Origin of the sequence: Listeria grandensis FSL F6-0971, assembly GCF_000525835.1 — a bacterium.
GTDB lineage: Bacteria > Bacillota > Bacilli > Lactobacillales > Listeriaceae > Listeria_A > Listeria_A grandensis.
On the sequence record NZ_AODD01000001.1, the window covers coordinates 1 to 22,688 of the forward strand.

The window sequence follows — 22,688 nt, forward strand, 5'->3', positions numbered from 1 at the left end:
GATCGAATCAGTGGTTAAGGCACCGATCGTCGTAGTAGCGATTGGTATCGTTTGTGTTGCCGTGGATGTTTTGCCATTGCTTGCTTTCGTCACGGTTGCCGTAATGGTAGAACCACCCGCTTGTTTCGTGATGTTGAACAAGAATTTGCCATCGCCCGCTACGCTACCAGAAGCGATTTGCGTGTCGCCGTTTTTTAATAACGATCGTTGCGTTCGGTTCCCCTGTTCCCGTTATCGTCGTGGAATTGCTTGTTAGGGCATCCATCTTCGTGGGCGCGATGCCACTATCAGCGACCACTTGGCTTGCGCTCGATGTTTTACCATTGCTTGCTTTGGTTACGGTCGCGGTAATCGTTGAGCCGGCCGCTTGTGGCGTCACGTAGAACAAGTACTTGCCATCGCCCGCTGTGGAGCCGGAAGCAATTTGTGTGCTGCCATTTTTGATGACAATCGCGCTGTTCGGTTCGCCGACACCCGTCACACTGGTGCTATCTGTTGTCAGGGCGCCCATCGTCGTTGAGACAATCGCGTCATCCACAACGGTCGTGCTCGCACTCGAGATTTTACCGTTGCTTGTTTTGGTTACGGTCGCGGTAATCGTCGAGCCACCCGCTTGTGGCGTCACGAAGAACAAGAATTTGCCATCGCCTGCTGTGGAGCCAGAAGCAATTTGCGTGCTGCCATTTTTGATGACAATCGTGGCGTTCGGTTCGCCGGTGCCGCTCACTGTCGTCGAGGCCACGGTCATTGCATCGATTTTTGTCGTGACAATACTCGTATCTTGGACAGTTTTGCTGGCGGACGATGTTTTGCCATTGCTTGCTTTGGTCACGGTCGCGGTGATCGTCGAGCCAGCCGCTAGTTTCGTGATGTTAAACAGGTACGTGCCATTACTTGATACGCTGCCAGAAGCAATTTGCGTGTCGCCGTTTTTGATCACAATCGCGCTGTTTGGTTCGCCGAAACCAGAGAGAGTAGTGCTCTCTGTCGTCAGGTCGCTCAACGTCGTTGGAGTGATCGCTTCGAATAAGGTGTTAGCTTTCGTGATATCCGCTTGCATCGCTGTTTTATCAGCACTTGCTGGTAGCGCATTGACTTCCGCACTGGCATCGTTGATCATCGCTTGCGTGGTGCTCGGTTTTAATTTGGTATTCGTTGGTGCATCGCTAAAGAGCGCATCGACACTTGCTTTCGCCGTGTTTTTTGCATCGAGCTCTGTTTGTGCTTTATCCACGTATGTTTGGAGCTCCGCTTTCTTCGTCGTATCTGTCACGGCATCGACTTTCGTTTGTGCCGCGTCTATTTTGGCTTGTGTCGTCGTATCTTTGATGTGATTCGCTGGGTTGTCACCAATAAACAGGTCATTGACAGAAGTACGGGCGATCACTACCGCGGAACTGGTGACTGTTACAGGGATTGTTTTCGCAAGAGAAGTATTACCTACTGGTGTAACTGTAATCGATGCCGAACCTGAGGCAACAGCTGTCCATTTGCCTGTGGCATCTACTGTGATCACATTGGTATTACTAGAGGCATACGTCACTTGTTGAACCGCCTGTGCAGGAGTAATAGAGCTGGTTATAGTGCCAGTCGCGCCTTCCACCGCGTCGATCTGTGTTTGACCTAGATTTAATGCGGTAGGCGTATACGAAACAACAGGCGCTACTACTACATTTTTAAAACCTTTTAACAGAATATTACCGCTGAGACCTGCGATTACTCGGACTATCCTTGTTTCATTTATTGCTGATTTGTTGACAGGTACACTAAAATTACCTTGCGCATCTGCAAGAACAGTCCCTGTTTGACTCTTTACAGCATATCTATCTTGAGAGTCAATGTTAATAAACTGCACAGACACCCATGTATTATAATACGTAGGGTCATCAATTTTACCACTAATCTTGGTATCATCCGTTCTATACGTATCCAGATGCCCTTCTACTGCCTCAGCATCTAAAACGCGGCTTGCGGTAACGCCATTCGCCCCTTCAACCGTTGCCACGAGAAAGCCCATGCCATTTGCCCATAGACCATTAGGTTGCATACTACCTGCACCGGTCCCAAACGAATAATTACCGGATGCATCTGCTGTGGTAAATTTAGTAGACTTAGTTACGGGATTACTACTAGTGTAGTCAGTGACAGTCAATCTCACCTGTTGGTTCCCACCGCCTGGGATCGTGCCACTAACTTGATCAAGATTCCACTTCAGTAAATTCATGACACTCGCTTGTGTTGCCTTCAAGTTAGCCGATAACTTATTCTCCGCGGCATGTGTTTCCACTGGTGGTAATGCTGTTAATACGGTGCTCGCGATTACATTTGTTGCGAGTAACGCGATCGCTATTTTTTTCATATTCTTCTTCATTAGTGTAATTCCTCCATTTTTGTTTACTGTTGGTATTTGGCTCCTCTTATTTTCCATCCTTGCGCCCCCGTTATTTTCTTCTTAAGTTTCTGCTGCAACCTCCTTTTCCACCCTAGTCTATTACGCTGGTTTTGGAAATATTAGTTACCATCACTTTCATACCACTCTTCTACTCTATCAGCTTTCCAAACTTAAAAAATACATTTCTTCCGCTCCACGAAGCTTTTTTTGTGACTACTTTGTTAATTTTTTATTTCCCTATTCATCGCCTAGAAATATGAATCGGCAGGTTTTCATTGAGAATTTCTTCAAGCTATGCTACGCTTTTTCTATCCATACTAAAGGAGATGACCCCATTGCAAACCATTATTTTCGCGCAAAAAAAATAACGTCGAACTAAAGGGCGACTTCTATCCAAGTCCGCGTTCTGACGCATCGAAAACGATTATTTATTTTCATGGTGGGGGCTTGATTTGGGGGCTTCGCAATGATTTGCCCGAGACGTATCGCAATCTTTTTCTCGAAGCTGGCTATCATTTTTTCGCCGTCGATTATCGTTTGGCACCAGAAACGAAACTACCTGCACTTTATGAGGATGTGCAAGATGCGATTTTGTGGTTTGAAGCCAATGCCCGCGCGGCGTTTGGTGTCTCGAACGCTTTTATTTTGTTCGGTCGTTCTGCTGGCGCCTATCTAGCACTTCAAGCAGCGGCTGATGCTACGCTTCCAAACGCCGACGCTGTATTGTCTTTTTATGGCTATGCGTCGATTGCTGGCTCTTGGTATCAAAAACCGAGCGCGCATTATGCTAAACTACCAGCGATTCCGGTCGATTTAAAAAAGGCATTGGTTCAGCGTCATGAACTGGCAGAAGGCTTCATCGAAAAACGCTATGCGCTCTACATATACTGTCGGCAAACGGGGACCTGGCTCGATGAAGTATTTGGATTGCATCAAGATAGCGACTTGGATGCCTTTTGCTTGGAGGAGATGCGCGACTTTAGTTTCTTGCCTCCTGTATTCATTGCGCACAGTACTGCGGATCAAGATGTCCCATACAGCGAAGCCGAAAAAATTGCCCAGACAACCTTCCAAAATGAACTTTTCACAGTACGCGATTTGGAGCATGATTTTGATAAAAATATCGATGACGGCTTGCCGGCCTATCAACAGGCATTGCGCTTTTTAGAAGCATATAAATAAAGAGTAGTGGGAGAAATACGATACAACATCGTGTTTCCCCACTACTCTTTATTTGATCAACAACACAGGAAAGGTTGCATCCTCTATTATCTTTTTCGCAACGCTACCAATCGTTACTTTCTGCATGAGAGACAAGTCGTGATGCCCCATAATGATCATATCAAGCTTGCCATCGTTTGCGTATTTCGTGACTTCTTTTGCAGGGAAACCGTTCAAGATCGCTGTTTTATACCCAAATCTAGCCGCTTCAAGTACCGTGCCTTTTTCCGCTAGCATTTTTTGTGCATCCGTTATCAAGTCACCTTCTAGATCCACGCCAACTTCGATATCCTCCGCAATCCCTTTCATATTGACGACATGAATCAACGTAATCTCAGGTGGCACCGCGAATTCCCGACACAGCCCAATCGTTTTTTCCATGATCTTTTTTGATAGTTGGTCGTCTGCAATTAATACTCCGATTTTCATTCGAATCCCTCCATTAATCAAGTGCTACCAGTGATTTCCTTCCTACGAGCAAAATAATAATCCCGATAACAACAGCAAATCCAGCCACGTAAAATGTCACGTGCGGGTTGAACCATACGGCCAAACTTCCGGCAAGCCAAGGCGCAATCGCACCACCAGTAAAGCGAATGAAGCTATAAGCAGAAGAAGCCGTGGAGCGCTCTACTGGCGAAACAACCATCACCGCTGAGGTAATAAGCGTATTGTTAATACCTTGAAAAAATCCGGCGATCACGATGCAAACCGAAATGATTGTACTGTCATTCGCACCGATCCCCATGACGACCAAAACAAGCGCAAAAAGTGCCAAAGCTCCAATCATGACAAGCTTCGTGCCCCACATTTCTTCTAGTCGTGGCGCTACAAAAACGGACGAAATAGCAAGCATCAAGCCCCAGCCAAAAAACACCAAACCAACTTGAATCGCGCTATATCCCTCCATCAAAAACGGCGAATAAGCCAGCAATGTAAAAAATCCAAAATTATAAAATAAGGCCGTTAAACCAGTGACGAGTAAACCTTTATGGCGTAAAGCTACAAGTGAACCCCAGAATTTCGACTTCACTTTCGGTTTTGGTATCGGATCAAGTAGCATGATAATTGCCACAAATCCAATGGCCATCAGCGTCGCTACTCCAAAAAATGGGGCGCGCCACGTGATGCTACCAAGAAGCCCTCCGACAAGCGGTCCGACCGACATGCCGAGTCCCATCGCCGCTTCATACATAATAATCGCTTTTTCCGTCGCGCCCGAACTAACCGCGATAATCGTTGCAAGTGCCGTGGAAATAAAAAGTGCGTTACCAAGTCCCCAGCCCGCCCGCAAGCCAACTAACTGCCCCACCGATTGCGATAATCCACCAAGCGATGCAAAAATAATAATGATAACGAGTCCGATCAACAACGTCATTTTGGCTCCAATTCGGCTCGATATAAATCCTGTAAACAGCATCACAACACCCGTCACCAACATATAGCTCGTAAATAATAGCGAAGTTTGCGCGGGTGTCGCGTGTAATTGTTCCGAAATCGATTTTAAAATCGGATCCACTAACCCGATCCCCATAAAAGCCACGACACATGAAAAAGCTACCGCTAATGCCGATTTAGGCTGATGCAGCAAACTTTTCAAAATACCGTCTTCTTTGTTTAATGTTACTTTCTGTTCTACCACAACTACCACTCCTGTTTCTTTTTATTGCTTATTTTAGAGTATACGCCTCCCATCACTACAATGTCAATATTGACATGTTTATTTTTATATGTATTTTAGAACAAAGATGTGCTATACTAAAATGAATATATGCTGCGTTGGAGGGGTTTAAATTGAATACACTGAGTTACGTCCTACTTTGCATGCTCGCCCGAAAGTCCTGTACTGGCTATGAACTAAAGCAATATATGGAACTTTTTTGGCAAGCCCATCACAGTCAGATCTACACCGTCCTCGGCAAAATGGAAACAGAAGGCTATGTCCATTTCGAGGCCGATCCTGATACGACAAAAAAAAATCTACTCGCTCACAGAAAAAGGCGTGCAAGCCGTCAGCGAATGGGTGCTAGAAGACACACCAGAGCCCATTCGCCGCGATGAATTTCTTGCTAAAATTTACGTAATTGCCCTAATGGATAAAAGCACCGTGATCCAACTTTTCAATGATCGCCGTAGACATTACAAAAAAAGAGCTGCGATTAATAAACCAAAACTGGAAGAGCTAGAAATCTTGCAGAACGACCCGACTAGAAAAGAAGAATGGCGCAATTCCTTTGGCCGCTATCTAATCGTCAAACGCCGTGATGATATTTGCACACAGGAGCTAGAATGGTGTGACTGGGCTGAGGATTTGTATCATACCGCGTTTGATAAGATCTGATTATATGCAAACGAAAACACCGCATCCCTAGTCTGAGATACGGTGTTTTTAGCGCGCGATCTTATTTTCTATTTTTAAATGCGTTTTTTCTAAGTGGGAAATGATGTTCTCTACTGACTCACCAAATGGGATTTCGAATCGATAAATCTTACCGTTCAACGTATGTATACGAACAATTTCCCCGTGATTGGACCAAAATCGATTCCAGCTTCCTTTTGATCGGAATTCTAGTTTAGTAACTTCTTTGAATTCTATCTTGAAGTTAGCGGACTTTTGTAAAAGCGTCATAAATGCTTTTTTGGCAACCTGTTCATCACATTGTTGACATCGTTTTTCCTGCATTTTCTGTGCTAGCCGATATGGAAAATAAAACAATAACATCCCAACAATAGTATCTCCTGTAGCTGCTTCAAAGGCTTTTTGATTGTAGAAATCACCGCCTACTTGAACGAAATAAAGCCTCCCGTCGTCTATGTAAACACGCAGGTATCGATCGAGCAACACCGCCTTCTTCCTCACTACATGAAAAAACATTTTCTCCACTCCCTAAAATTCTCACTCGCGCAACCATTCCAACCACGACGGCAACGGTACACCCAGTTCATTAAAAAGAACCCCTCCAGCCGCTTGAAGCAACTCTAGTCCGATTATAAACAGGACAATCGCCACAAAATAGCGGATCCATTTTCGCCACCGATCTCGGTGATACACGTAATCAGCCAACCCCGCTGTGATCGTAGCCAACATAAGATAAAATATCAATTTCAAAATATCCATTCGTACGCCCCCCTCACTCACTCCTATTCCATCGACTTACTGGAAAACACTTAAATAATCGCTCCCCGTCCACCGCACGATAAAATTCCTGCCTTACTCGATTTCCGCGCTCCTTCAACTCCTCATTCTTAGTATAACTATAACAGGCAATCCCAACAAGAAGAATAGCTATGACAACCAGGCCCGCTACAATAAATTTCTTCATAACACGAAGCTCCCTCACCATTTTTACATTAAGCTTATCATAAAATGTATGCCAAAAACCGATTTTGTCCTAAACGTATGAAAATTGATCCTGAACGCTCGTTGCTTTTATTAATCATGCTTGCTTGAGCATACAAAAAAGACGCTGAAATGGACTTTCAACGCCTTTTTTACATGCTTCTTTATTTGTTCAGTACAGAATGTCTTCTTCCATACACGAAGTAAACGGCTAGTCCGACCACGAACCAGATCGCAAATGAAATCCATGTAATCGCGGATAAATTCAAGATCAAATACACACATAACAAGAACGACAACGCTGGTACAAAAGGATACAGCGGTGTTTTGAAACCTGTTTGTGGTAAATCTTTGTTTCTACGCAAGAAGAAAATTCCAAGCGATACCATCGAGAAAGCGAACAATGTTCCGATATTAATCAGCTCGGCTAACTGCGCGAGTGGTATCACACCTGCAACAAGCCCCATTGCGATTGCGAAAATAAGCGTGTTACGTACTGGTGTATTACGTTTTCCAAGCTTCGCAAAACTCTCTGGTAGCAATCCATCACGACCCATAGCGAACAGCAAACGAGTGCCGCCGTAGGACATAACGAGAATAACCGTTGTCATCCCAACGATCGCGCCAAGTGATAGCAGGCCTGCGAACCAATTCTGTCCGATCGCTTGTAATGCAAAAGCAACTGGTGCACTGATTCCTTCTAGATCCGCATAAGGAACGATTCCCGTCAAAACAGCGGATAGCACGATGTAAAGCAGTGTACAAATCGCAAGCGATGAAATAATTCCAATCGGCATGTTCCGTTGCGGATTTTTTACTTCTTCGGATGCTGTTGAAACTGCGTCAAACCCGATATAAGCAAAGAATACCATCGACGCCCCAGTGATAACACCACTAAATCCAAACGGCAAGAACGGCGTCCAATTATCTGGCTTCACATAGAAGACACCAACAACGATGAATAATATAACAACCGCAACTTTTAGGAGTACCATCACATTGTTCACCCGTGTAGATTCCTTAATACCCAAACTCAGCAAAATACCAATAACAATAATGATAATAAAGGCCAACAAGTCAAAATAGGTACCTTTGTCTGGGTTATACGAACCCGAAATCGCTTCAGGAATATGAAGGCTGAATCCGGCTAATAGGCTCTTTACATAAGATGCCCAACCGCTCGCAACCGCTGCAACTGCCAAACCATATTCTAGTAGTAACGACCACCCTAGTATCCACGCAATTCCTTCGCCGAAAACGTGGTAACTATATGTATACGCACTACCCGCAATCGGCAATTTAGAGGCAAACTCCGAATAACAAAGCGCCGCCAAACAACAAGCTAATCCTGCAATAATAAACGAAAAAATAATTCCTGGTCCTGCAATGACGGAAGCAACCTGTCCCGGCAAAATAAAAATACCAGCTCCAACTACTGCTCCTACACCAAGCATTGTTAAATCAAAAGCCCCTAATGTCTTATTCAAATGATGCGCGCCACTCGTATCCAAGTGAAACTTCTTTTTTCTGAAAAATGAATTATTGTTTCCCATCAAACTCCTCCGATCTATATACGAATTTTAGCATAATTTTCGGAATTCTTCAACCGCGTTTTGTATAAAATCATTTGCCCAACTCTTCTAGCGCACGATCAAAGGCTTCTCGAGCCGCAACTGTTTTCTCTTCATCGCGATATTCCTTTAAAACCCGCACGATTGCAGCCAAAACTCTAGGGTCTTCCAACGCTATTTCCGTCAAATAGAGCACGATGCGAATTCTGACAATGTAGTAATCATTCGCTAAATTTTCAAAGAACAGATCTAAATCGCGGTGTCCTAAACGCTCTAATCCGTAAACAATGCCCATTTTCGCAACATCGTCCTGTTCTTCAAGCAACAAACGCTGCAAAATCGATACCGTTGCCTCGTTCGCCGTAGCACCAATCGCCTCGGCCGCATAACAACGCACTAGCGCATCCCCATCCTTTTCCAAAACAGCCAAAAGTTGCGGGACAACCTCACCGTCTCCCCATTTCCCCAAAATTTCTAAACATTTAATACGCTGCAACGCATCCTCACTTTGCAGCCCTTCACACGCAATGTCTACCGTTCGCGGATCATCAACATACCACAAATACTCATATACAGCGTCTCGGATATCCTGATTTTCATGCGTTACATGCTGCAACAAAAGCTCCGCAACAACTGGCCGTTCCCCAAACTCCTTCAATACCTCAAGCGCCTCCACGATTTCCTCACAATCCGGCTCCACCATCCCCGCCAGTATCCGAAAATCAGTCAACGCCCGCTTCAAGTTCTCCTCCACACTTTCCTGCACACCAAGAAACTCCACTTCCTCACAATAAAACGACATCGTGCCATGCTCATAATCATTCACATAAAACTGGATTTCCTCTATCGGTTCCCGGCTAATCTTAATATCGCCGACTAGCCAATCCCCATGCATATCCAGTTTCAAGCTACTAACCCCAATAAACCGCAACGACACATCATACATTTTGCCATCCATTAACTGCAAAAATACCGACGTCAAACAAGGCTTTTTGTCATAATAAGGTGGTAATTCCAAGACCTCATATGAAAATGTCGACATCTCCTCCAAATAAGTCCCGTCAAAACCGGGCATCGCTTCCTGCATTTCTTCCCAGTGACGCCAATGCTTCATCACGATCTCTCCCCTCTAAATCTGTTTCATCACAAATAAATTCCTCCCAATATACACAACTGCGAAAACAATAATCAAGGCAATCGTTTTTGCCCATACGTCTCTCCCTTTACTAATCTGATACTTCTATCATACCTAGTTTTCAAACTATCTTCAATAAGTAAAAAAAAGTTTTCCCTGCATGCGAGTAGGGTAAAAATAGAATGTAGATACATTCACTAAAATGAGGAGGACTAATTATGTCAAAAATGAAAGCAAGTACAGCGCTAGTTAACGTCTTAAAAAACTGGGATATCGATCACGTATACGGGATTCCCGGCGATTCGATCGATACCATTGTTGATGCGCTCCGTGCCGAACAAGAATCTATCCAGTTCATCCACGTCCGCCACGAAGAAGTCGCCACACTCGCCGCTTCATCCTACACAAAGCTCACTAGCAAAATCGCGGTCGCTCTATCCATAGGAGGTCCCGGCGCTATTCACATGCTAAACGGAATGTACGACGCCAAAATGGACAACGTGCCGATGCTCGTTCTAGCTGGCCAAGTCCCAACCGATGTCGCCAACACGAACTATTTCCAAGAAGTCGACTTACCAAACCTATTTGCCGATGTCGCGGTTTTCAATAAACAAATCGAAAGCGCAGAAACACTTCCCGACATTGTCGACGAAGCCATTCGTACAGCTTACGAGAAAAAAGGTGTCGCCGTCCTAACGATTCCAAATAATATACCACTAACTGAAATCAAAATGAATAACAAACCAAAACAAGAGGCTTACCAGCAAATAAAACCAGAAATGGCGACAGAAACCATCGCGCGCGCAGCTGCCCTCCTCCAAAAAGCCAAAAATCCGATCATCCTAGCTGGCGTCGGCACCAAACATGCCAAAGCGACACTTGTCCAATTTTCCGAACATACAAAAACACCAGTTATCATCTCACTTCCAGCCAAAGGCATCATGCCAGATGACCATCCAAACTTCCTCGGAAACCTTGGAAAAATCGGTACAAAACCAGCCTATGAAGCGATGCAGGAAGCCGATTTACTACTTATGATTGGCAATGATTATCCTTATACGGACTACTTACCGCAACATGACGTGACATGTATCCAAATCGATATCGACCCAGCCAAAATAGGTCACCGCTTTCCCGCTACAGTCGGCATCGTTGGCGGCGCAGACGAAGCGCTAACCGCTCTAATCAATGCAACGGATTACATAGCGAAACGCGAATTCCTAGATGCCTGCCAAGAAAACATGACCAATTGGTGGAAATGGCTCCGCGAAGATGAAGCAAAAACAGGCGAGCCCATCGCTCCCGAAGCTGTCATGGCCAATATCCAAAAAATTGCCGACAAAGATGCTATTTTCTCCATCGATGTTGGTACAGCTACGGTTTGGAGTACCCGCTATCTCCACCTTGGCCATCAAAATGATTTCCTCATCTCCGCTTGGCTTGGAACAATGGGTTGCGCGCTTCCAGGAGCCATCGCGGCTAAGTACGCATTCCCAGATCGCCAAGTCATCGCTATAGCTGGTGATGGTGGCTTCTCAATGGTCATGCAAGATTTCGTGACCGCCGTACACTATAAATTGCCAATGATTATCGTCGTGCTAAACAACAAAGAACTGTCCTTCATCAAATACGAACAACAATCCGCCGGCGAATTAAATTACGCGATCGACCTCCCAGACATCAACTACGCCGAATTTGCCGAAAGTTGTGGCGGTCTTGGTTTCCGTGTCGAAAAATTTGACGATCTCGAACTGGCTTTTGAAGCCGCCCGCACCGCTACACGCCCTGTAATTATCGATGTCCTAGTAGACAGCGATGCCGCACCACTTCCCGGAAAAATCGTGATGGACGAAGCGCTCGGTTACACTAAATTCGAAATCCGTTCCGTTTTAGAAGACCGTCGCTTTAGCAAAATGCCGCCACTGAAAACCATCATCCGCCGCTTCTTCTAACATGCAAAAAATACGATGCCAGCGCTGTTTATGCCTAGCATCGTATTTTTCATTTCAAGAAAGGACAACCGTTCGTTTCAATATAATCTACCAACTCTGCCCCCACAACCGTCACCGTTTTTCGCCAAGGATGACTGAGCCACGCCAAATCCATCTCCATGTTTAAGAAGAAATAATAATCCCCATCCGGCAAATAAGGCACATACCAGTCACCAAATTCACCACGCGGATATTCCGAATCCACCAAAAATCGATACGCTTCATGATACCAATCCAACGCATACATCTCCTCACCGAAAAACCGTAAGAACAATCGCTTCGTCCAAGCTTCGCCCGCAAAATACTCCCGCTCCGCCTCCTCCTCATACGTCCGATGACTCAAAATCTTATACTCCTTAAAAACTACATTCGCATCGTTCGGTATAATCGGCTTCGCAAAAATGGAAGAAGACGGCTTAAACGCGTACTTCGCGCGAAATTTATCATCAACTGCTCGCACATGTTCTATTTCATACCATTCCATCGTGCCACCCCTCAACTATACATCATATTCACAACTACACTTCCCACAATCAATACAACGGCACTGGCAAAAAGACTCCCAAAAATATAATGTCTATGTTTCAAATTAGAGATCGAAACCGCCAGGAAACAAAGGCCCAGTATCACTTGAATCCAGACTGGAAATCCAAGCCCCGTTTTTGTTTGAAACATATAATAAATAAGGTTGGCTAAGATCACCCCATAAACAACGATGACAATACCTACCATGATTTTTGCAACGCTCACTCTAAATCCCCCTATACAAAAAAACTTCTACTCCATCAGTATACACGAGCCAAAAAAACTTTTAAAATTAATATTTGATGATGGCTGCGAAAAAAAAGAACCAGTTATCACTAACTGATCCTCCCATTTCAAACCTTATTTTTCTTTTGTTGCTGTTGCGTCCTCTGCATAATCGCTCTCTGGCTGCTCCCCGTAAAGCCCTGAGATTCGTTTAAACCAGATGAACATATGCGTCACGATGACTTTAAGTACGGCATATCCTGGCACCGCAAAAATGACGCCTAGAATACCAAACAATTTCCCTGAAACTAAAATCACGAAAAGAATTGTAATTGGATGCACTTTGAGCGTTTTCCCCATGACTTGCGGGGAGATAAATTTTCCTTCTAGTAATTGTACGACGATCCAAACGATGATGAGTTTTATAAGTAACCAAGGAGATGTCACAATCGCAATGATAATCGCTGGTGTAATCGCAATAACTGGCCCCAAATACGGCACAATACTCGTACACGCGGCAATGATAGCAAGCGTCAGCGCATACGGTAAACCGATAATGAGATAACCGATAAACAGTAAAATCCCGATACAAAAACTAACGATAATCTGACCACGAATATACGAACTAATTTGGCCATTGGATTCATGCAAAACTTGGCGTGTATGTGCGCGTGAATTCACTGGTAACATTTTTAAAAGATAATCTGGTAACTTCTTGCCGTCTTTTAGTAGATAGAACAGGACAAGTGGGGTTGTTACGATCGCGAGTATAACCTCAGTCACCGTTCCAAGCACGCTACCAATACTGTTAACAGCGCCACTCACAACACCTGCCCCTTGCTCAGAAATCGTTTTTGTGATGCTGCTAAAATTCTCCTGCACTTTCCCCTTCACCTGATCAAATAACGGTGACTCCGAAAATTCATTGAACTTCGCAACGACTTTATCCCAGTATGACGGGAATGTTTTCACTAAACTCACAATCTGATCTTTCACAGCTGGCACGATAAAGCTAAATACCAATACCAATAACCCAATAATCACAAGATACAGCAAACCGATGGACCAGCCACGATGCCAGCCCTTCTTTTCCAGCCAATCAATGAGCGGATTACATAAATAATAAGCAATTCCCGCCAAGATAATCGGCGCCGCAATCGTGGATATAATCACCATAATCGGATCAAAAATGAACGAGATCTTCGTCAAAACGTAAATATCTAGCGCCACCAATAGGAAAATTAGTAGACTAAGCACAAATTTGTTTTCAATAAAAAATTTCTTGAACTTCGAAAACGATTCTTTCATTCACTCCACCCCTCTTTATTTTTAGATTCCCTAAATCTAAGTTTCAGAACCATTATACAAGTTATTCCTAACAAACTCACGCATTTATATCTAACCAAGCACAAGACCTTCTGGGTCAAGTTCCAACAACGCATGCGCAAAATAGAAATGATACCGATCCTGAAAACTGGTGAACAACTCGGCACCTTCTTTTTGATACATGATTAGCGGATCTTGTTGCCCGTAAGCGCGCAAATGGATTCCCTCGCGAAGTTGCACCATCTGATCCAAGTGCACCACCCACATTTGATCCAGCAAATTCAAATAGACCTCTTTTTCGATCTGGTTAATCGTTCCTGTTGGAAATTTCGTTCGTTGTTTGCGATGCCAGAAAATCAGTGCTTCTACGGCCTCTGCTTGCGACATCAACGTGACTTGGTCAAACGAATGTGGAAATTTCGTACCACCGAGCAGTTCCCCCATTTTGGCATAGCGCGCGTCAAGATCCGGCTCGCGTTCTGAGAATACGTCCTCCGCCACTTCCCGCAAAATCCGCTCCGAAAAAGCGCCCAATTGATCAATGCTAAGCAGGCGATCCCGCTCTTCGTACACCTTTTTGCGTTGAATATCGATGACCTCATCGTAAGCCAGCAAGTCTTTGCGAATATCGTAGTTCGAACCTTCTAAACGCTTCTGCGCCTCCAAAACCATCTGATGGACTTTCCTCGACTGCACCGGTTTATCATCAAAATTATATTTGCGTTGCATACGGCGAACATAGGCTTCCCAACGCTTATTATCAAAATGGTCGATCAGCTCATCATCTAGCGACAAGATAAACTTACTAAAACCAGGGTCCCCACGACGTCCAGAGCGTCCCATCAACTGCAAATCGATTCGCCGGCTTTCATGGCGTTCCGTTCCAATCACAGCTAAACCTCCGAGTGTATACACGCCTTTATCAAGCTTGATATCCGTTCCACGTCCCGCCATATTCGTCGCGAGCGTCACCATACCTCTTTTCCCAGCGCGAGCAATGATTTCAGCCTCTTGTTCATGATTTTTCGCGTTCAGCACTTGGTGCGGGATTTCGGCTTTTGTTAGCAGCTCGCTGACCCATTCATTACTCTTAATCGAAGACGTCCCAATCAAAATAGGTTGCCCACGTTCATAGCGCCAAGACACCTCATACACAATGGCCTCTCCTTTTTGTTCCTTCGTATAGAAAACCTCGTCCTCATTATCCACCCGATTTACCCGCAGATGCGTCGGAATCACAACCACATCCATATTATAAATATGACGGAATTCCTCTTCCTCAGTTTTTGCCGTTCCCGTCATGCCCGAAAGCTTCTTGTACATCCGGAAATAATTCTGAACCGTAATCGTCGCCAGCGTCCGAGATTCCTCCCGAACCTCCACGCCTTCCTTCGCCTCAATGGCTTGGTGCAAACCGTCATTGAAACGCCGCCCCGGAAGCGCCCGCCCAGTATGCGGATCAATGATCAATACCTCTCCATCTAACACCACATAATCCCTATCCTTTTGCATCAAAAAATGCGCCCGCAAAAGTAGCATTGTGATCCGATGAAGCGGCTGATGTGCCTCGGCATATAACGAATCAATTTTCCAGAAGCGTTCCGCCTTCTCAATTCCCGCGTCGTGCAGCCAAACAAATCGTTTCTTTTCCTCGACTTCGTAATCGTCCGTCAACATCGTCCGCACCAATTCGTCGGCTACCGTGTAAAGCGTCAAGTCCTCTTCCTTACGATCCGAAATCAGAAGTGGCGTCCTAGCCTCATCAATCAGAATGGAATCCGCCTCATCGATCAGCACAAAATCAAGTCCCGACTGCACCTTATCCTCTGTTTGCCGAACCATGTTGTCGCGCAAATAATCAAAACCAAATTCCGATGCGGTTCCGTAGATAACATCCGCCTTATAAATCGCTTGTTTCTGCTCCTTATCAAGCCCCGAAACATTTAAGCCAACCGACAAACCAAGGTATTCCAACACCTGTCCGATTTCCTCACGGTCACGCTTCGCCAAGTACTCATTCGCCGTTACCAAATGTACCTTATTTCCTCGCAACACCTCTATGTACATCACAAACAAAGAAACGAGCGTCTTCCCCTCACCTGTTTTCATTTCCGCAATTTTCCCATCGCCGAGAACGAAAGCGCCAATCAACTGAACCATCACAGCCTCCAGCCCAACAGTCCGCCGTGCCGCCTCTCTCACTAGCGTAAAGATATAAATCCGGTCGCGCTCCGTGATTTCCCGCTCCTGAAACTTGTGTATCCAGTGCTGCGTTTGTTCCTTCAGCGCGGATTGATCCATCAATCTATATAAATCCTCCCGCTTGACAACCTCACGGGCCATATTTCGGTATACCTTCACTATTTTTCGATCATCATGTGTTTGTACCATTTTTAAAGCCTCCTAATCATCTTCTATTATAACCTAGAAAGCCTTGCAAAACCAAGGAATCTCTAGATAAAATTTCTTTATGCATGCCCCCTTACAAAAAAAACGCCAGATTCAATTATTACAGTTTGATTAAATTTTTTCTATTGATTTTTGCCAACAGGTTTCGTCATACGAAAATCATAATGTAATATTGTATACAGATTAACGCTCACGATTCCCAACCTCTCGCGTTCCACAGCATAATGAAACACACGTTCCTATTATCTACCTTTACAGCCATGTTACAAAAGTGCCCGCGTGTTTATAGAATCACCTTAAATCCTTATTCCTCCATTTGTAATTTATCTTAAATCCCCGTAGAATGGGTATTACATGAGTATGTATAAAAAGAAAAAACCTAGCATTAAAAGTTAGAGAGGAGTTTTAAAAATATGAAAAAGGCGGCAATAGCAACGGCAACGGCTGGAATCGCAGTCACAGCCTTCGCAGCACCAACCATTGCATCAGCAAATACTGTCATTGTACAAGCGGGCGACACACTATGGGGGATCGCTCAAAAAGCAGGTACCGACGTTGATACTATTAAAAAAGCTAACAAGTTAGCTTCCGACACGATCTACCCAGGTCAAAAATTAGAAGTAGCTAAATTAGCCGAAGAAGCTAAAAAATCTGTCAATGCGACATGGCTAAATGTTCGTCAAGGTCCTAGTGTTGAAAACAGCATCATTACTTCCATTAAAGGTGGCACACAAGTCACGGTTGAAACTACAGAAGCAAACGGCTGGAACAAAGTCGTCTATGCAGACGGTAAATCAGGTTATGTCAATGGTAAATACCTATCTGACGTAACTGCTGCAACTCCTGTCGTTCAACCGGAAGCACCGAGCGCACCAGTTCAAGAAGAAGTAACAGAACCACAAGCAGAAACACCTGCAGCGCCGCAAGTTGAACAACCTGCCGCAGAACAAGAAGTATCCGTTAACGCGACAACACATAAAGTAAAAAACGGCGACACACTTTGGGCATTATCAACCAAGTATGGCGTATCCGTGCAAGACTTGATCTCTTGGAATAATCTATCTTCCTCTTCAATTTACGTAGGACAAACGCTCGCAGTGAATCAAAGCGAAGCACAAACCCCTGCACCTGAAAAAGAAGTAACCGCTCCTGTTGCAAAAGAAGAAGCACCAGAAACAGCTACGCCACCAGCAAAAGAAGAAGTGAAGGAAGAAACACCAGAACCAGTTACACCTCCAAAAGTGGAACAAAATGAGGCTCCAGTCGTTCAAGTAGACACAAATGCATCTACATACACCGTTCAAGCTGGCGACTCGCTTTCCAAAATCGCAACGCTGTTTAGCACAAGCGTAGCAAATTTAAAAGCAATCAACAGTTTAAGCAATGACAATATCGTTGTTGGCGACGTTCTAAAAGTAGAAGGCTCTGCACCGGTAAAGGAAACGGTAGAGAAACCTGAAACTGAAAAACCAGCCGTATCAAAACCTGATACAGCTCCAACGACTAATGTCAACAAACCAAGCAAGCCAAGTAAACCAGCTGTTAACACTTCCAACACATCGAACTATACTGTCCAAAGCGGTGATTCTTACTACACAATCGCGCAAAAATTTGGCACAACCGTAGATAACCTAAAAGCATTAAACAATGCAACAAGTAACAATCTACAAATTGGCGATGTTTTGAAAGTAAAAGGAACAGCATCTAGCTCCAACAACAACTCAAATGTAAACAAACCATCAAATACAGGCAATAACAACAGCAATTCGAATTCAAGTTCCAACACGAATAACAATTCGGGTAGTAGCAACAATAACTCATCTTCTTCCGATGCAAGTTTCAGCGCACTAATGAACGAAGCGCAAAAGCATCTTGGAAAACCTTATTCTTGGGGCGGTAACGGACCATCTACATTCGATTGTTCCGGCTATACAAAATATGTCTTCGCAAAACTTGGCATTTCGATTCCACGTACATCGGGATCACAATATGCCGCATCTACAAAGATCAGCGCTAGCCAAGCAAAACCTGGCGATCTAGTATTCTTTGATTACGGTAGCGGTATTGCGCATGTTGGTATCTATATCGGCGGCGGTCAAATGATCGACGCACAAAACAACGGCGTTAAAATCGACAACATCACATCAGGTTACTGGGCTAATTATCTCGTAGGATATGGTCGCGTAGCTAACTTCTAAAAAATAAAACCAAACCGCTTGCAGGCTTCGTACTTGCAAGCGGTTTTCTTTCGCATAAAAACAGATTCATTTTGACGTCTACGTCCTCGGCATGAAACGTGTAGAACAATGCACAAGCCGTTGGAAACAGACCTACTAGAAGAAATCGGCGGATAGGAATTTTCAATGGATTCAAAGACTTGCCTCATCGGTGGAATCTCAAAAAGATGACTCCTGTACAATACAGAAGCCATCTTTTCGCAAGTGCTTATTTCTTTCTGCGTAGGAACCATGCGCCTAATGCGACGAAAAGTCCTCCGAATAGGGTTGTGCTTATTCCTGATGTGTCCCCTGTGTTTGGTAATTCTTTTGCTATTTGCGCAGGTTCTATTTCTTTCTCTGGTGTTGGCTTTGCTGTTGGCATTACAACAATAGGTTGAACAGGTGTTACTGGTTTCACGATTGAATTTGTTGGGGCAACTGGTGTGACTGGTACTATTGGCTGTGCACCAACAATAACCGTGATGGTAAATTGTGTTTCGTTGCCGTCCGAATCGATCACGCTGTAAGTCACATGATAGATACCTGCTTGCTCTGGGTTCACATCATTTGATACAATCGTAATTTTGCCTGTCAAATCGCCATCTTCGAGATCAGTAGCATTCACGCCTGCCATTGGATCAAAGGCTTGACCGTATGCGAGTGTTTGATCGCTTGCGTGAATCACTGGTTTTTCGTTGGTCAATACGGTCACGGTATAGGTCGCTTCCGTTGTGTTGCCGTCAGAATCAGTAATGCTATACGTCACGTGATACACGCCAGGTACGTCTGGATTCACGTCGTTCGCCAGGATTTGGATCGCGCTTGTTACGTCACCGTCTTCGGTGTCGCTTGCTGTGATTCCGGCCATCGGGTCAAACGTGCGGCCTGCTTTGAAGCTTGTATCATGCCCCGTAATCACTGGCTTGTCATTGCTGAGAATCGTCACGGTAATCGTTTTTTCCGTAGTATTACCGTCGGTATCGAGGACACTGTATGTGATATGGTACTCGCCGGGCACATCGATGTTCACATCATTCGCCACCACTTGGATATTCGAAGTAAGATCGCCATCTTCGAGGTCCTCGGCGCTCACACCTGCCAGTGGATCTAATGAACGATGGGCTTTTTGCGTGATATCGCTTGCCGTGATGACTGGTTTCTCATTGGTTAAAACGGTCACCGTGATCGTTTTCGTCGTCACGTTGTTGTCGCTGTCCTTCACGCTATAAGTCACGTGGTAAGTGCCTGCTTGCGTCGCATCGACGTCATTCGCTGTAATCGTCACATCTCCTGTCACATCGCCGTCTTCTGTGTCGCTTGCGGACATGCTGGCCATCGGATCAAACGTGCGTCCAGCCTTGAATGTTTGGTCTATCGCGTGGATCACCGGTTTGTCGTTCGTACGGACATAGACGTGGCGTTGGATTGTGGTTTTATTGCCATCGGAATCCGTCACGCTATAAGAAACAGCATACGTACCCGCTTGCGTCATGTCTACCGTGTTACTCTCTACCTTGATCTTATCCGTGATGTTGCCATCTTCGGTGTCATTTGCGGTAATACCTGCCAGTGGTTCAAACGTGTCGCCCACTTTCAAATACACATCATTCGTTGTCAAAATCGGCGCATCATCCGTTAACACGGTCACGGTAATCGTTTTCGTCGTTGTGTTATTGTCCGAATCTGTCACACTGTACGTCACGTGATACACGCCAGCCTTGTCCACATTGACATCGTTCGCTGTGACTTGGATTTTGCTAGTGATATCGCCATCTTCCGTATCGCTCGCTGTCACAGCATTGTTCACGTCGAAGGCTTTATTGACACGCATCGTGATGTTGGACGCTTGGATAACTGGTGCATCGTTGCTGGTCACCGTCACGGTAATTGTCTTCGTTGTGGTGTTGCCGTCGGAATCCGTCACGCTGTATGTCACATGGTACGTGCCGACTTGTGTCGTATCCACATCATTCGCGGTTACCTCGACAGCCAGTGTCATATCACCATCTTCCGTGTCACTTGCCGTCACATCTGCGTATGGGCTAAACGTGCCTCCCTTTTTCAACGTCTGATCTGTTGCTGAAATCACCGGTGCATCATTACTTGTCACCGTCACGGTGATTGTTTTGGTCGTCGTGTTGCCGTCGGAATCCGTCACGCTATATGTCACATGGTACGTCCCAACTTTCGACGTATCCACATCATTGGCCGTGATCGTGATTCGGCTTGTCAGATTACCATCCTCTGTATCCGTCGCGCTCACACCAGCTTCCAGATCAAGCGTCCCACCTTTTTTCACGGTCTTATTTGCCGCTGAAATCACTGGTGCATCATTACTCGTCACTGTCACCGTAATCGTTTTGGTCGTCGTGTTGCCATCGGAATCCGTCACGCTATACGTCACATGGTATGTTCCCACTTTCGACGTATCCACATCATTGGCTGTGATCGTGATTTGGCTTGTCAGATTACCATCCTCTGTATCCGTCGCGTTCACACCAGCTTCCAGATCAAGCGTACCACCTTTTTTCACGGTCTTATTCGCCGCTGAAATGACCGGCGCATCATTACTCGTCACGGTCACGGTCACCGTCTTCGTTACCACATTATCATCACTATCCGTTACGCTATACGTCACATGATACGTGCCGACTTTCGACGTATCCACATCATTCGCCGTGATCGTGATTTGACTTGTTAAATTGCCATCTTCTTGACTCGTCGCCGAAACTCCAGCCATGACATCAAAGATCCCGCCTTTTTTAAGCATTGTATCCGTGGCGGTAATGACTGGTGCTGGGCCACCGGTAACGGTCACTGTGATGGTTTTCGTCGTGGTGTTATCATCGTTATCCGTCACACTATACGTCACGTGATATGTGCCTACTTTCGACGTGTCCACATTATTCTCGGTCACTTGAATCTTGCTGCTTACGTCCCCATCTTCATAGTCTGTCGCCGAAACGTCTGCCATGACATCGAAGGTTTTGCCTTTTTTTTAAGGACTGATCGGTGGCTGTGATAACCGGAGATTGTCCTGGGATCGCTAATAAAATGGAGCCCTCTGATATATATTTCACGCCGTTGATTTTTCCGGTACCGCTAATTTTCATAGCCGTTCCTTTTGGCGCGGCATCTGACTTCACTTGCACATCATAAGTCAATGTAAACGTATTCGATGGATCAGCAAACGGCAATGCTACTTGATGGCTCAGCAGTTGCTCTTTTGTTACCGTGTAGGTCTGGCCATCATTTCGTTTTAATTCGATGTTCGAAACGGTATTAGCGTCAAAGAAAGCATCCATATCAACACCATATTGCATGGTAAAATCTGTGGCATCTGTTGTTGTGTTGGAAATCGTATTTTGCACGCTTACGGTTTCAGAGGGTTCTGCTTTCCCGTTATTATTGCCTTTTTTGTCATCGATTTCTAAGTTTATTTCAGGGGAGATGCCGTTTACTTGAAGTTGTGTAATCGTTAGCTCTTGGAGGTTACTTTTTTCTCCGGTTGAGCCTACAAAGCCAAATTGCACTTCATTGCCACCAAATGTAGCTTGTAAATCATCGACTTGATAGCTACCGGTGTAACCAATATAGCTGTAGCTCAAGGTCTTCGTTCTTGCATCCCAATCGATGATAAGTGGATGTTTTTGCCCATCTTCAAAATACGTACCATTCGGTAAAACGTTTAGTGCATTGTGCTGAATGACTGAGTCTGCACTAGGAACTGTAATAGCCATGTGCTCGTTTCTAGGATTAATACCTTTATCCCATGCCGCTGCGGATGCTGTATCATCGTTAATATACGTATCGAATTCTATCGCCAATGCATTTTTGATGTAAGAGTTAGTATAGAGCCCCAAAGCTCCACCAGAAGCAGCGATCGCATTACTCCCTCTTGGATCATTTTGCATAACAAAGGCCATACCGTCTGCGCCATTGGAGTTATCCCCCATGTACAGTTCTGCCTCTAAATGGAAATTTTTAGTCAATTCGACCTTGTTATTTGCATCCGACCATAAACCTCCGACTTGATTAGCTTTATTTGTTGTTAATGTTACAACGTTTTTATCAATGGTTGAGGATTTTCCAGGGACAACAGAGAAGTAGTCTGTTAAGTCAGAGAATACTTTATTATTACTTGTTGTTTGTAGTCCTTTTAATTTGTTTTCTGCTTTTGTTATGTAACTTTGTGAATTTTCAGCAGCCATCACATATGTTTGTACTGGCAAACTTGCGCACATCACTAGTGTGGCAGTCGCAACCCCAATTTTTTTGATCATCATTGTTTTGTTTTCCTCCTTAGGGATAGTATATCTCGGTAAGCAAGAAAT

19 protein-coding genes and 1 pseudogene are annotated in these 22,688 nt (G+C 44.8%); 5 read left to right on the top strand and 15 right to left on the bottom strand.

Annotated elements, in window-relative coordinates; all coding sequences use genetic code 11:
• Positions 1–163: 163 nt before the first annotated feature.
• Positions 164–2,371, bottom strand: coding sequence for an Ig-like domain-containing protein (locus tag PGRAN_RS00005; protein WP_036063970.1), 2,208 nt, complete (start codon positions 2,369–2,371; stop codon positions 164–166).
• 423 nt (positions 2,372–2,794) lie between these two features.
• Here PGRAN_RS00005 and PGRAN_RS00010 point away from each other — a divergent pair.
• Positions 2,795–3,574: pseudogene (locus PGRAN_RS00010) on the top strand (alpha/beta hydrolase); the annotation flags it as partial.
• A 48-nt stretch (positions 3,575–3,622) separates the two neighbouring features.
• Here PGRAN_RS00010 and PGRAN_RS00015 read toward each other — a convergent pair.
• Both PGRAN_RS00015 and PGRAN_RS00020 read right to left on the bottom strand, forming a co-directional pair.
• Complete coding sequence (locus tag PGRAN_RS00015) at positions 3,623–4,042, bottom strand: universal stress protein (RefSeq protein ID WP_036063973.1); 420 nt, start codon at positions 4,040–4,042, stop codon at positions 3,623–3,625.
• 13 nt (positions 4,043–4,055) lie between these two features.
• On the bottom strand, positions 4,056–5,255 hold the full coding sequence (locus tag PGRAN_RS00020) for an MFS transporter (RefSeq protein ID WP_036063975.1): 1,200 nt from the start codon (positions 5,253–5,255) through the stop codon (positions 4,056–4,058).
• 182 nt (positions 5,256–5,437) lie between these two features.
• Between PGRAN_RS00020 and PGRAN_RS17650 the strand changes: the two genes are divergently transcribed.
• Positions 5,438–5,674, top strand: coding sequence for a hypothetical protein (locus PGRAN_RS17650; protein ID WP_420911958.1), 237 nt, complete (start codon positions 5,438–5,440; stop codon positions 5,672–5,674).
• Entirely contained in the window at positions 5,559–5,954 is a 396-nt protein-coding gene (locus PGRAN_RS17005; protein WP_420911959.1) for a virulence activator alpha C-terminal domain-containing protein, read from the top strand. The genes PGRAN_RS17650 and PGRAN_RS17005 overlap by 116 nt, the downstream gene beginning before the upstream one ends.
• A gap of 48 nt (positions 5,955–6,002) precedes the next feature.
• On the opposite strand, the gene PGRAN_RS00030 is transcribed toward PGRAN_RS17005, so the two are convergent.
• The 5 genes from PGRAN_RS00030 to PGRAN_RS00050 all read right to left on the bottom strand — a co-directional run bounded on the left by PGRAN_RS00030 (position 6,003) and on the right by PGRAN_RS00050 (position 9,638).
• Entirely contained in the window at positions 6,003–6,488 is a 486-nt protein-coding gene (locus tag PGRAN_RS00030) for a hypothetical protein (RefSeq protein WP_036063977.1), read from the bottom strand.
• A gap of 21 nt (positions 6,489–6,509) precedes the next feature.
• Positions 6,510–6,731, bottom strand: a complete 222-nt coding sequence (locus tag PGRAN_RS00035; protein WP_036063979.1) for a hypothetical protein — start codon at positions 6,729–6,731, stop codon at positions 6,510–6,512.
• 13 nt (positions 6,732–6,744) lie between these two features.
• Positions 6,745–6,936 (bottom strand): hypothetical protein, encoded by a 192-nt coding sequence (locus PGRAN_RS00040; protein WP_036063982.1) that lies wholly within the window; start codon positions 6,934–6,936, stop codon positions 6,745–6,747.
• 181 nt (positions 6,937–7,117) lie between these two features.
• Complete coding sequence (locus PGRAN_RS00045; RefSeq protein WP_036063983.1) at positions 7,118–8,506, bottom strand: branched-chain amino acid transporter BcaP; 1,389 nt, start codon at positions 8,504–8,506, stop codon at positions 7,118–7,120.
• 70 nt (positions 8,507–8,576) lie between these two features.
• Entirely contained in the window at positions 8,577–9,638 is a 1,062-nt protein-coding gene (locus tag PGRAN_RS00050; RefSeq protein WP_036063984.1) for a HEAT repeat domain-containing protein, read from the bottom strand.
• A 239-nt stretch (positions 9,639–9,877) separates the two neighbouring features.
• Here PGRAN_RS00050 and PGRAN_RS00055 point away from each other — a divergent pair, with 239 nt between their 5' ends.
• Positions 9,878–11,611, top strand: coding sequence for a pyruvate oxidase (locus tag PGRAN_RS00055; protein ID WP_036063985.1), 1,734 nt, complete (start codon positions 9,878–9,880; stop codon positions 11,609–11,611).
• A gap of 49 nt (positions 11,612–11,660) precedes the next feature.
• Here the strand turns inward: PGRAN_RS00055 and PGRAN_RS15370 are convergent, their stop codons facing one another.
• The 4 genes from PGRAN_RS15370 to secA2 form a co-directional block, all read right to left on the bottom strand.
• The gene (locus PGRAN_RS15370) at positions 11,661–12,134 is read right to left on the bottom strand and encodes a DUF2716 domain-containing protein (RefSeq protein WP_051998353.1); all 474 of its coding nucleotides are present in this window, start codon (positions 12,132–12,134) and stop codon (positions 11,661–11,663) included.
• Between the two features lie 11 nt (positions 12,135–12,145).
• Positions 12,146–12,400: a hypothetical protein gene (locus PGRAN_RS00065; protein ID WP_036063986.1), complete on the bottom strand. Its 255-nt coding sequence runs from the start codon at positions 12,398–12,400 to the stop codon at positions 12,146–12,148.
• A gap of 135 nt (positions 12,401–12,535) precedes the next feature.
• Positions 12,536–13,708, bottom strand: a complete 1,173-nt coding sequence (locus PGRAN_RS00070; RefSeq protein WP_036063988.1) for an AI-2E family transporter — start codon at positions 13,706–13,708, stop codon at positions 12,536–12,538.
• Between the two features lie 90 nt (positions 13,709–13,798).
• Entirely contained in the window at positions 13,799–16,117 is a 2,319-nt protein-coding gene (secA2, locus tag PGRAN_RS00075; RefSeq protein WP_036063990.1) for an accessory Sec system translocase SecA2, read from the bottom strand.
• A gap of 431 nt (positions 16,118–16,548) precedes the next feature.
• Here secA2 and PGRAN_RS00080 point away from each other — a divergent pair, with 431 nt between their 5' ends.
• Positions 16,549–18,333 (top strand): LysM peptidoglycan-binding domain-containing protein, encoded by a 1,785-nt coding sequence (locus PGRAN_RS00080; RefSeq protein WP_036063992.1) that lies wholly within the window; start codon positions 16,549–16,551, stop codon positions 18,331–18,333.
• Here PGRAN_RS00080 and PGRAN_RS17010 read toward each other — a convergent pair.
• The 3 genes from PGRAN_RS17010 to PGRAN_RS00090 all read right to left on the bottom strand — a co-directional run bounded on the left by PGRAN_RS17010 (position 18,323) and on the right by PGRAN_RS00090 (position 22,640).
• Positions 18,323–18,508, bottom strand: a complete 186-nt coding sequence (locus PGRAN_RS17010) for a hypothetical protein (protein ID WP_206537347.1) — start codon at positions 18,506–18,508, stop codon at positions 18,323–18,325. The genes PGRAN_RS00080 and PGRAN_RS17010 overlap by 11 nt on opposite strands.
• 72 nt (positions 18,509–18,580) lie before the next feature.
• Entirely contained in the window at positions 18,581–21,328 is a 2,748-nt protein-coding gene (locus PGRAN_RS15375) for an immunoglobulin-like domain-containing protein (protein ID WP_051998354.1), read from the bottom strand.
• Positions 21,300–22,640, bottom strand: coding sequence for a lectin-like domain-containing protein (locus tag PGRAN_RS00090; protein ID WP_036063994.1), 1,341 nt, complete (start codon positions 22,638–22,640; stop codon positions 21,300–21,302). Before PGRAN_RS00090 ends, PGRAN_RS15375 begins: the two co-directional genes overlap by 29 nt.
• Positions 22,641–22,688 lie beyond the last annotated feature (48 nt).

What these genes read in the sequence shown, in the direction of transcription:
- PGRAN_RS00015 (WP_036063973.1), bottom strand. Translation starts at nt 4,042, where the DNA reads ATGAAAATCGGAGTATTAATTGCAGACGACCAACTATCAAAAAAGATC.
- PGRAN_RS00040 (WP_036063982.1), bottom strand. Translation starts at nt 6,936, where the DNA reads ATGAAGAAATTTATTGTAGCGGGCCTGGTTGTCATAGCTATTCTTCTT.
- PGRAN_RS15370 (WP_051998353.1), bottom strand. Translation starts at nt 12,134, where the DNA reads ATGGAATGGTATGAAATAGAACATGTGCGAGCAGTTGATGATAAATTT.
- PGRAN_RS00035 (WP_036063979.1), bottom strand. Translation starts at nt 6,731, where the DNA reads ATGGATATTTTGAAATTGATATTTTATCTTATGTTGGCTACGATCACA.
- PGRAN_RS00005 (WP_036063970.1), bottom strand. Translation starts at nt 2,371, where the DNA reads ATGAAGAAGAATATGAAAAAAATAGCGATCGCGTTACTCGCAACAAAT.
- PGRAN_RS00080 (WP_036063992.1), top strand. Translation starts at nt 16,549, where the DNA reads ATGAAAAAGGCGGCAATAGCAACGGCAACGGCTGGAATCGCAGTCACA.
- PGRAN_RS00050 (WP_036063984.1), bottom strand. Translation starts at nt 9,638, where the DNA reads ATGAAGCATTGGCGTCACTGGGAAGAAATGCAGGAAGCGATGCCCGGT.
- PGRAN_RS00045 (WP_036063983.1), bottom strand. Translation starts at nt 8,506, where the DNA reads ATGGGAAACAATAATTCATTTTTCAGAAAAAAGAAGTTTCACTTGGAT.
- secA2 (WP_036063990.1), bottom strand. Translation starts at nt 16,117, where the DNA reads ATGGTACAAACACATGATGATCGAAAAATAGTGAAGGTATACCGAAAT.
- PGRAN_RS00055 (WP_036063985.1), top strand. Translation starts at nt 9,878, where the DNA reads ATGTCAAAAATGAAAGCAAGTACAGCGCTAGTTAACGTCTTAAAAAAC.
- PGRAN_RS00090 (WP_036063994.1), bottom strand. Translation starts at nt 22,640, where the DNA reads ATGATGATCAAAAAAATTGGGGTTGCGACTGCCACACTAGTGATGTGC.
- PGRAN_RS15375 (WP_051998354.1), bottom strand. Translation starts at nt 21,328, where the DNA reads ATGGCAGACGTTTCGGCGACAGACTATGAAGATGGGGACGTAAGCAGC.
- PGRAN_RS00030 (WP_036063977.1), bottom strand. Translation starts at nt 6,488, where the DNA reads ATGTTTTTTCATGTAGTGAGGAAGAAGGCGGTGTTGCTCGATCGATAC.
- PGRAN_RS00070 (WP_036063988.1), bottom strand. Translation starts at nt 13,708, where the DNA reads ATGAAAGAATCGTTTTCGAAGTTCAAGAAATTTTTTATTGAAAACAAA.
- PGRAN_RS17650 (WP_420911958.1), top strand. Translation starts at nt 5,438, where the DNA reads ATGCTCGCCCGAAAGTCCTGTACTGGCTATGAACTAAAGCAATATATG.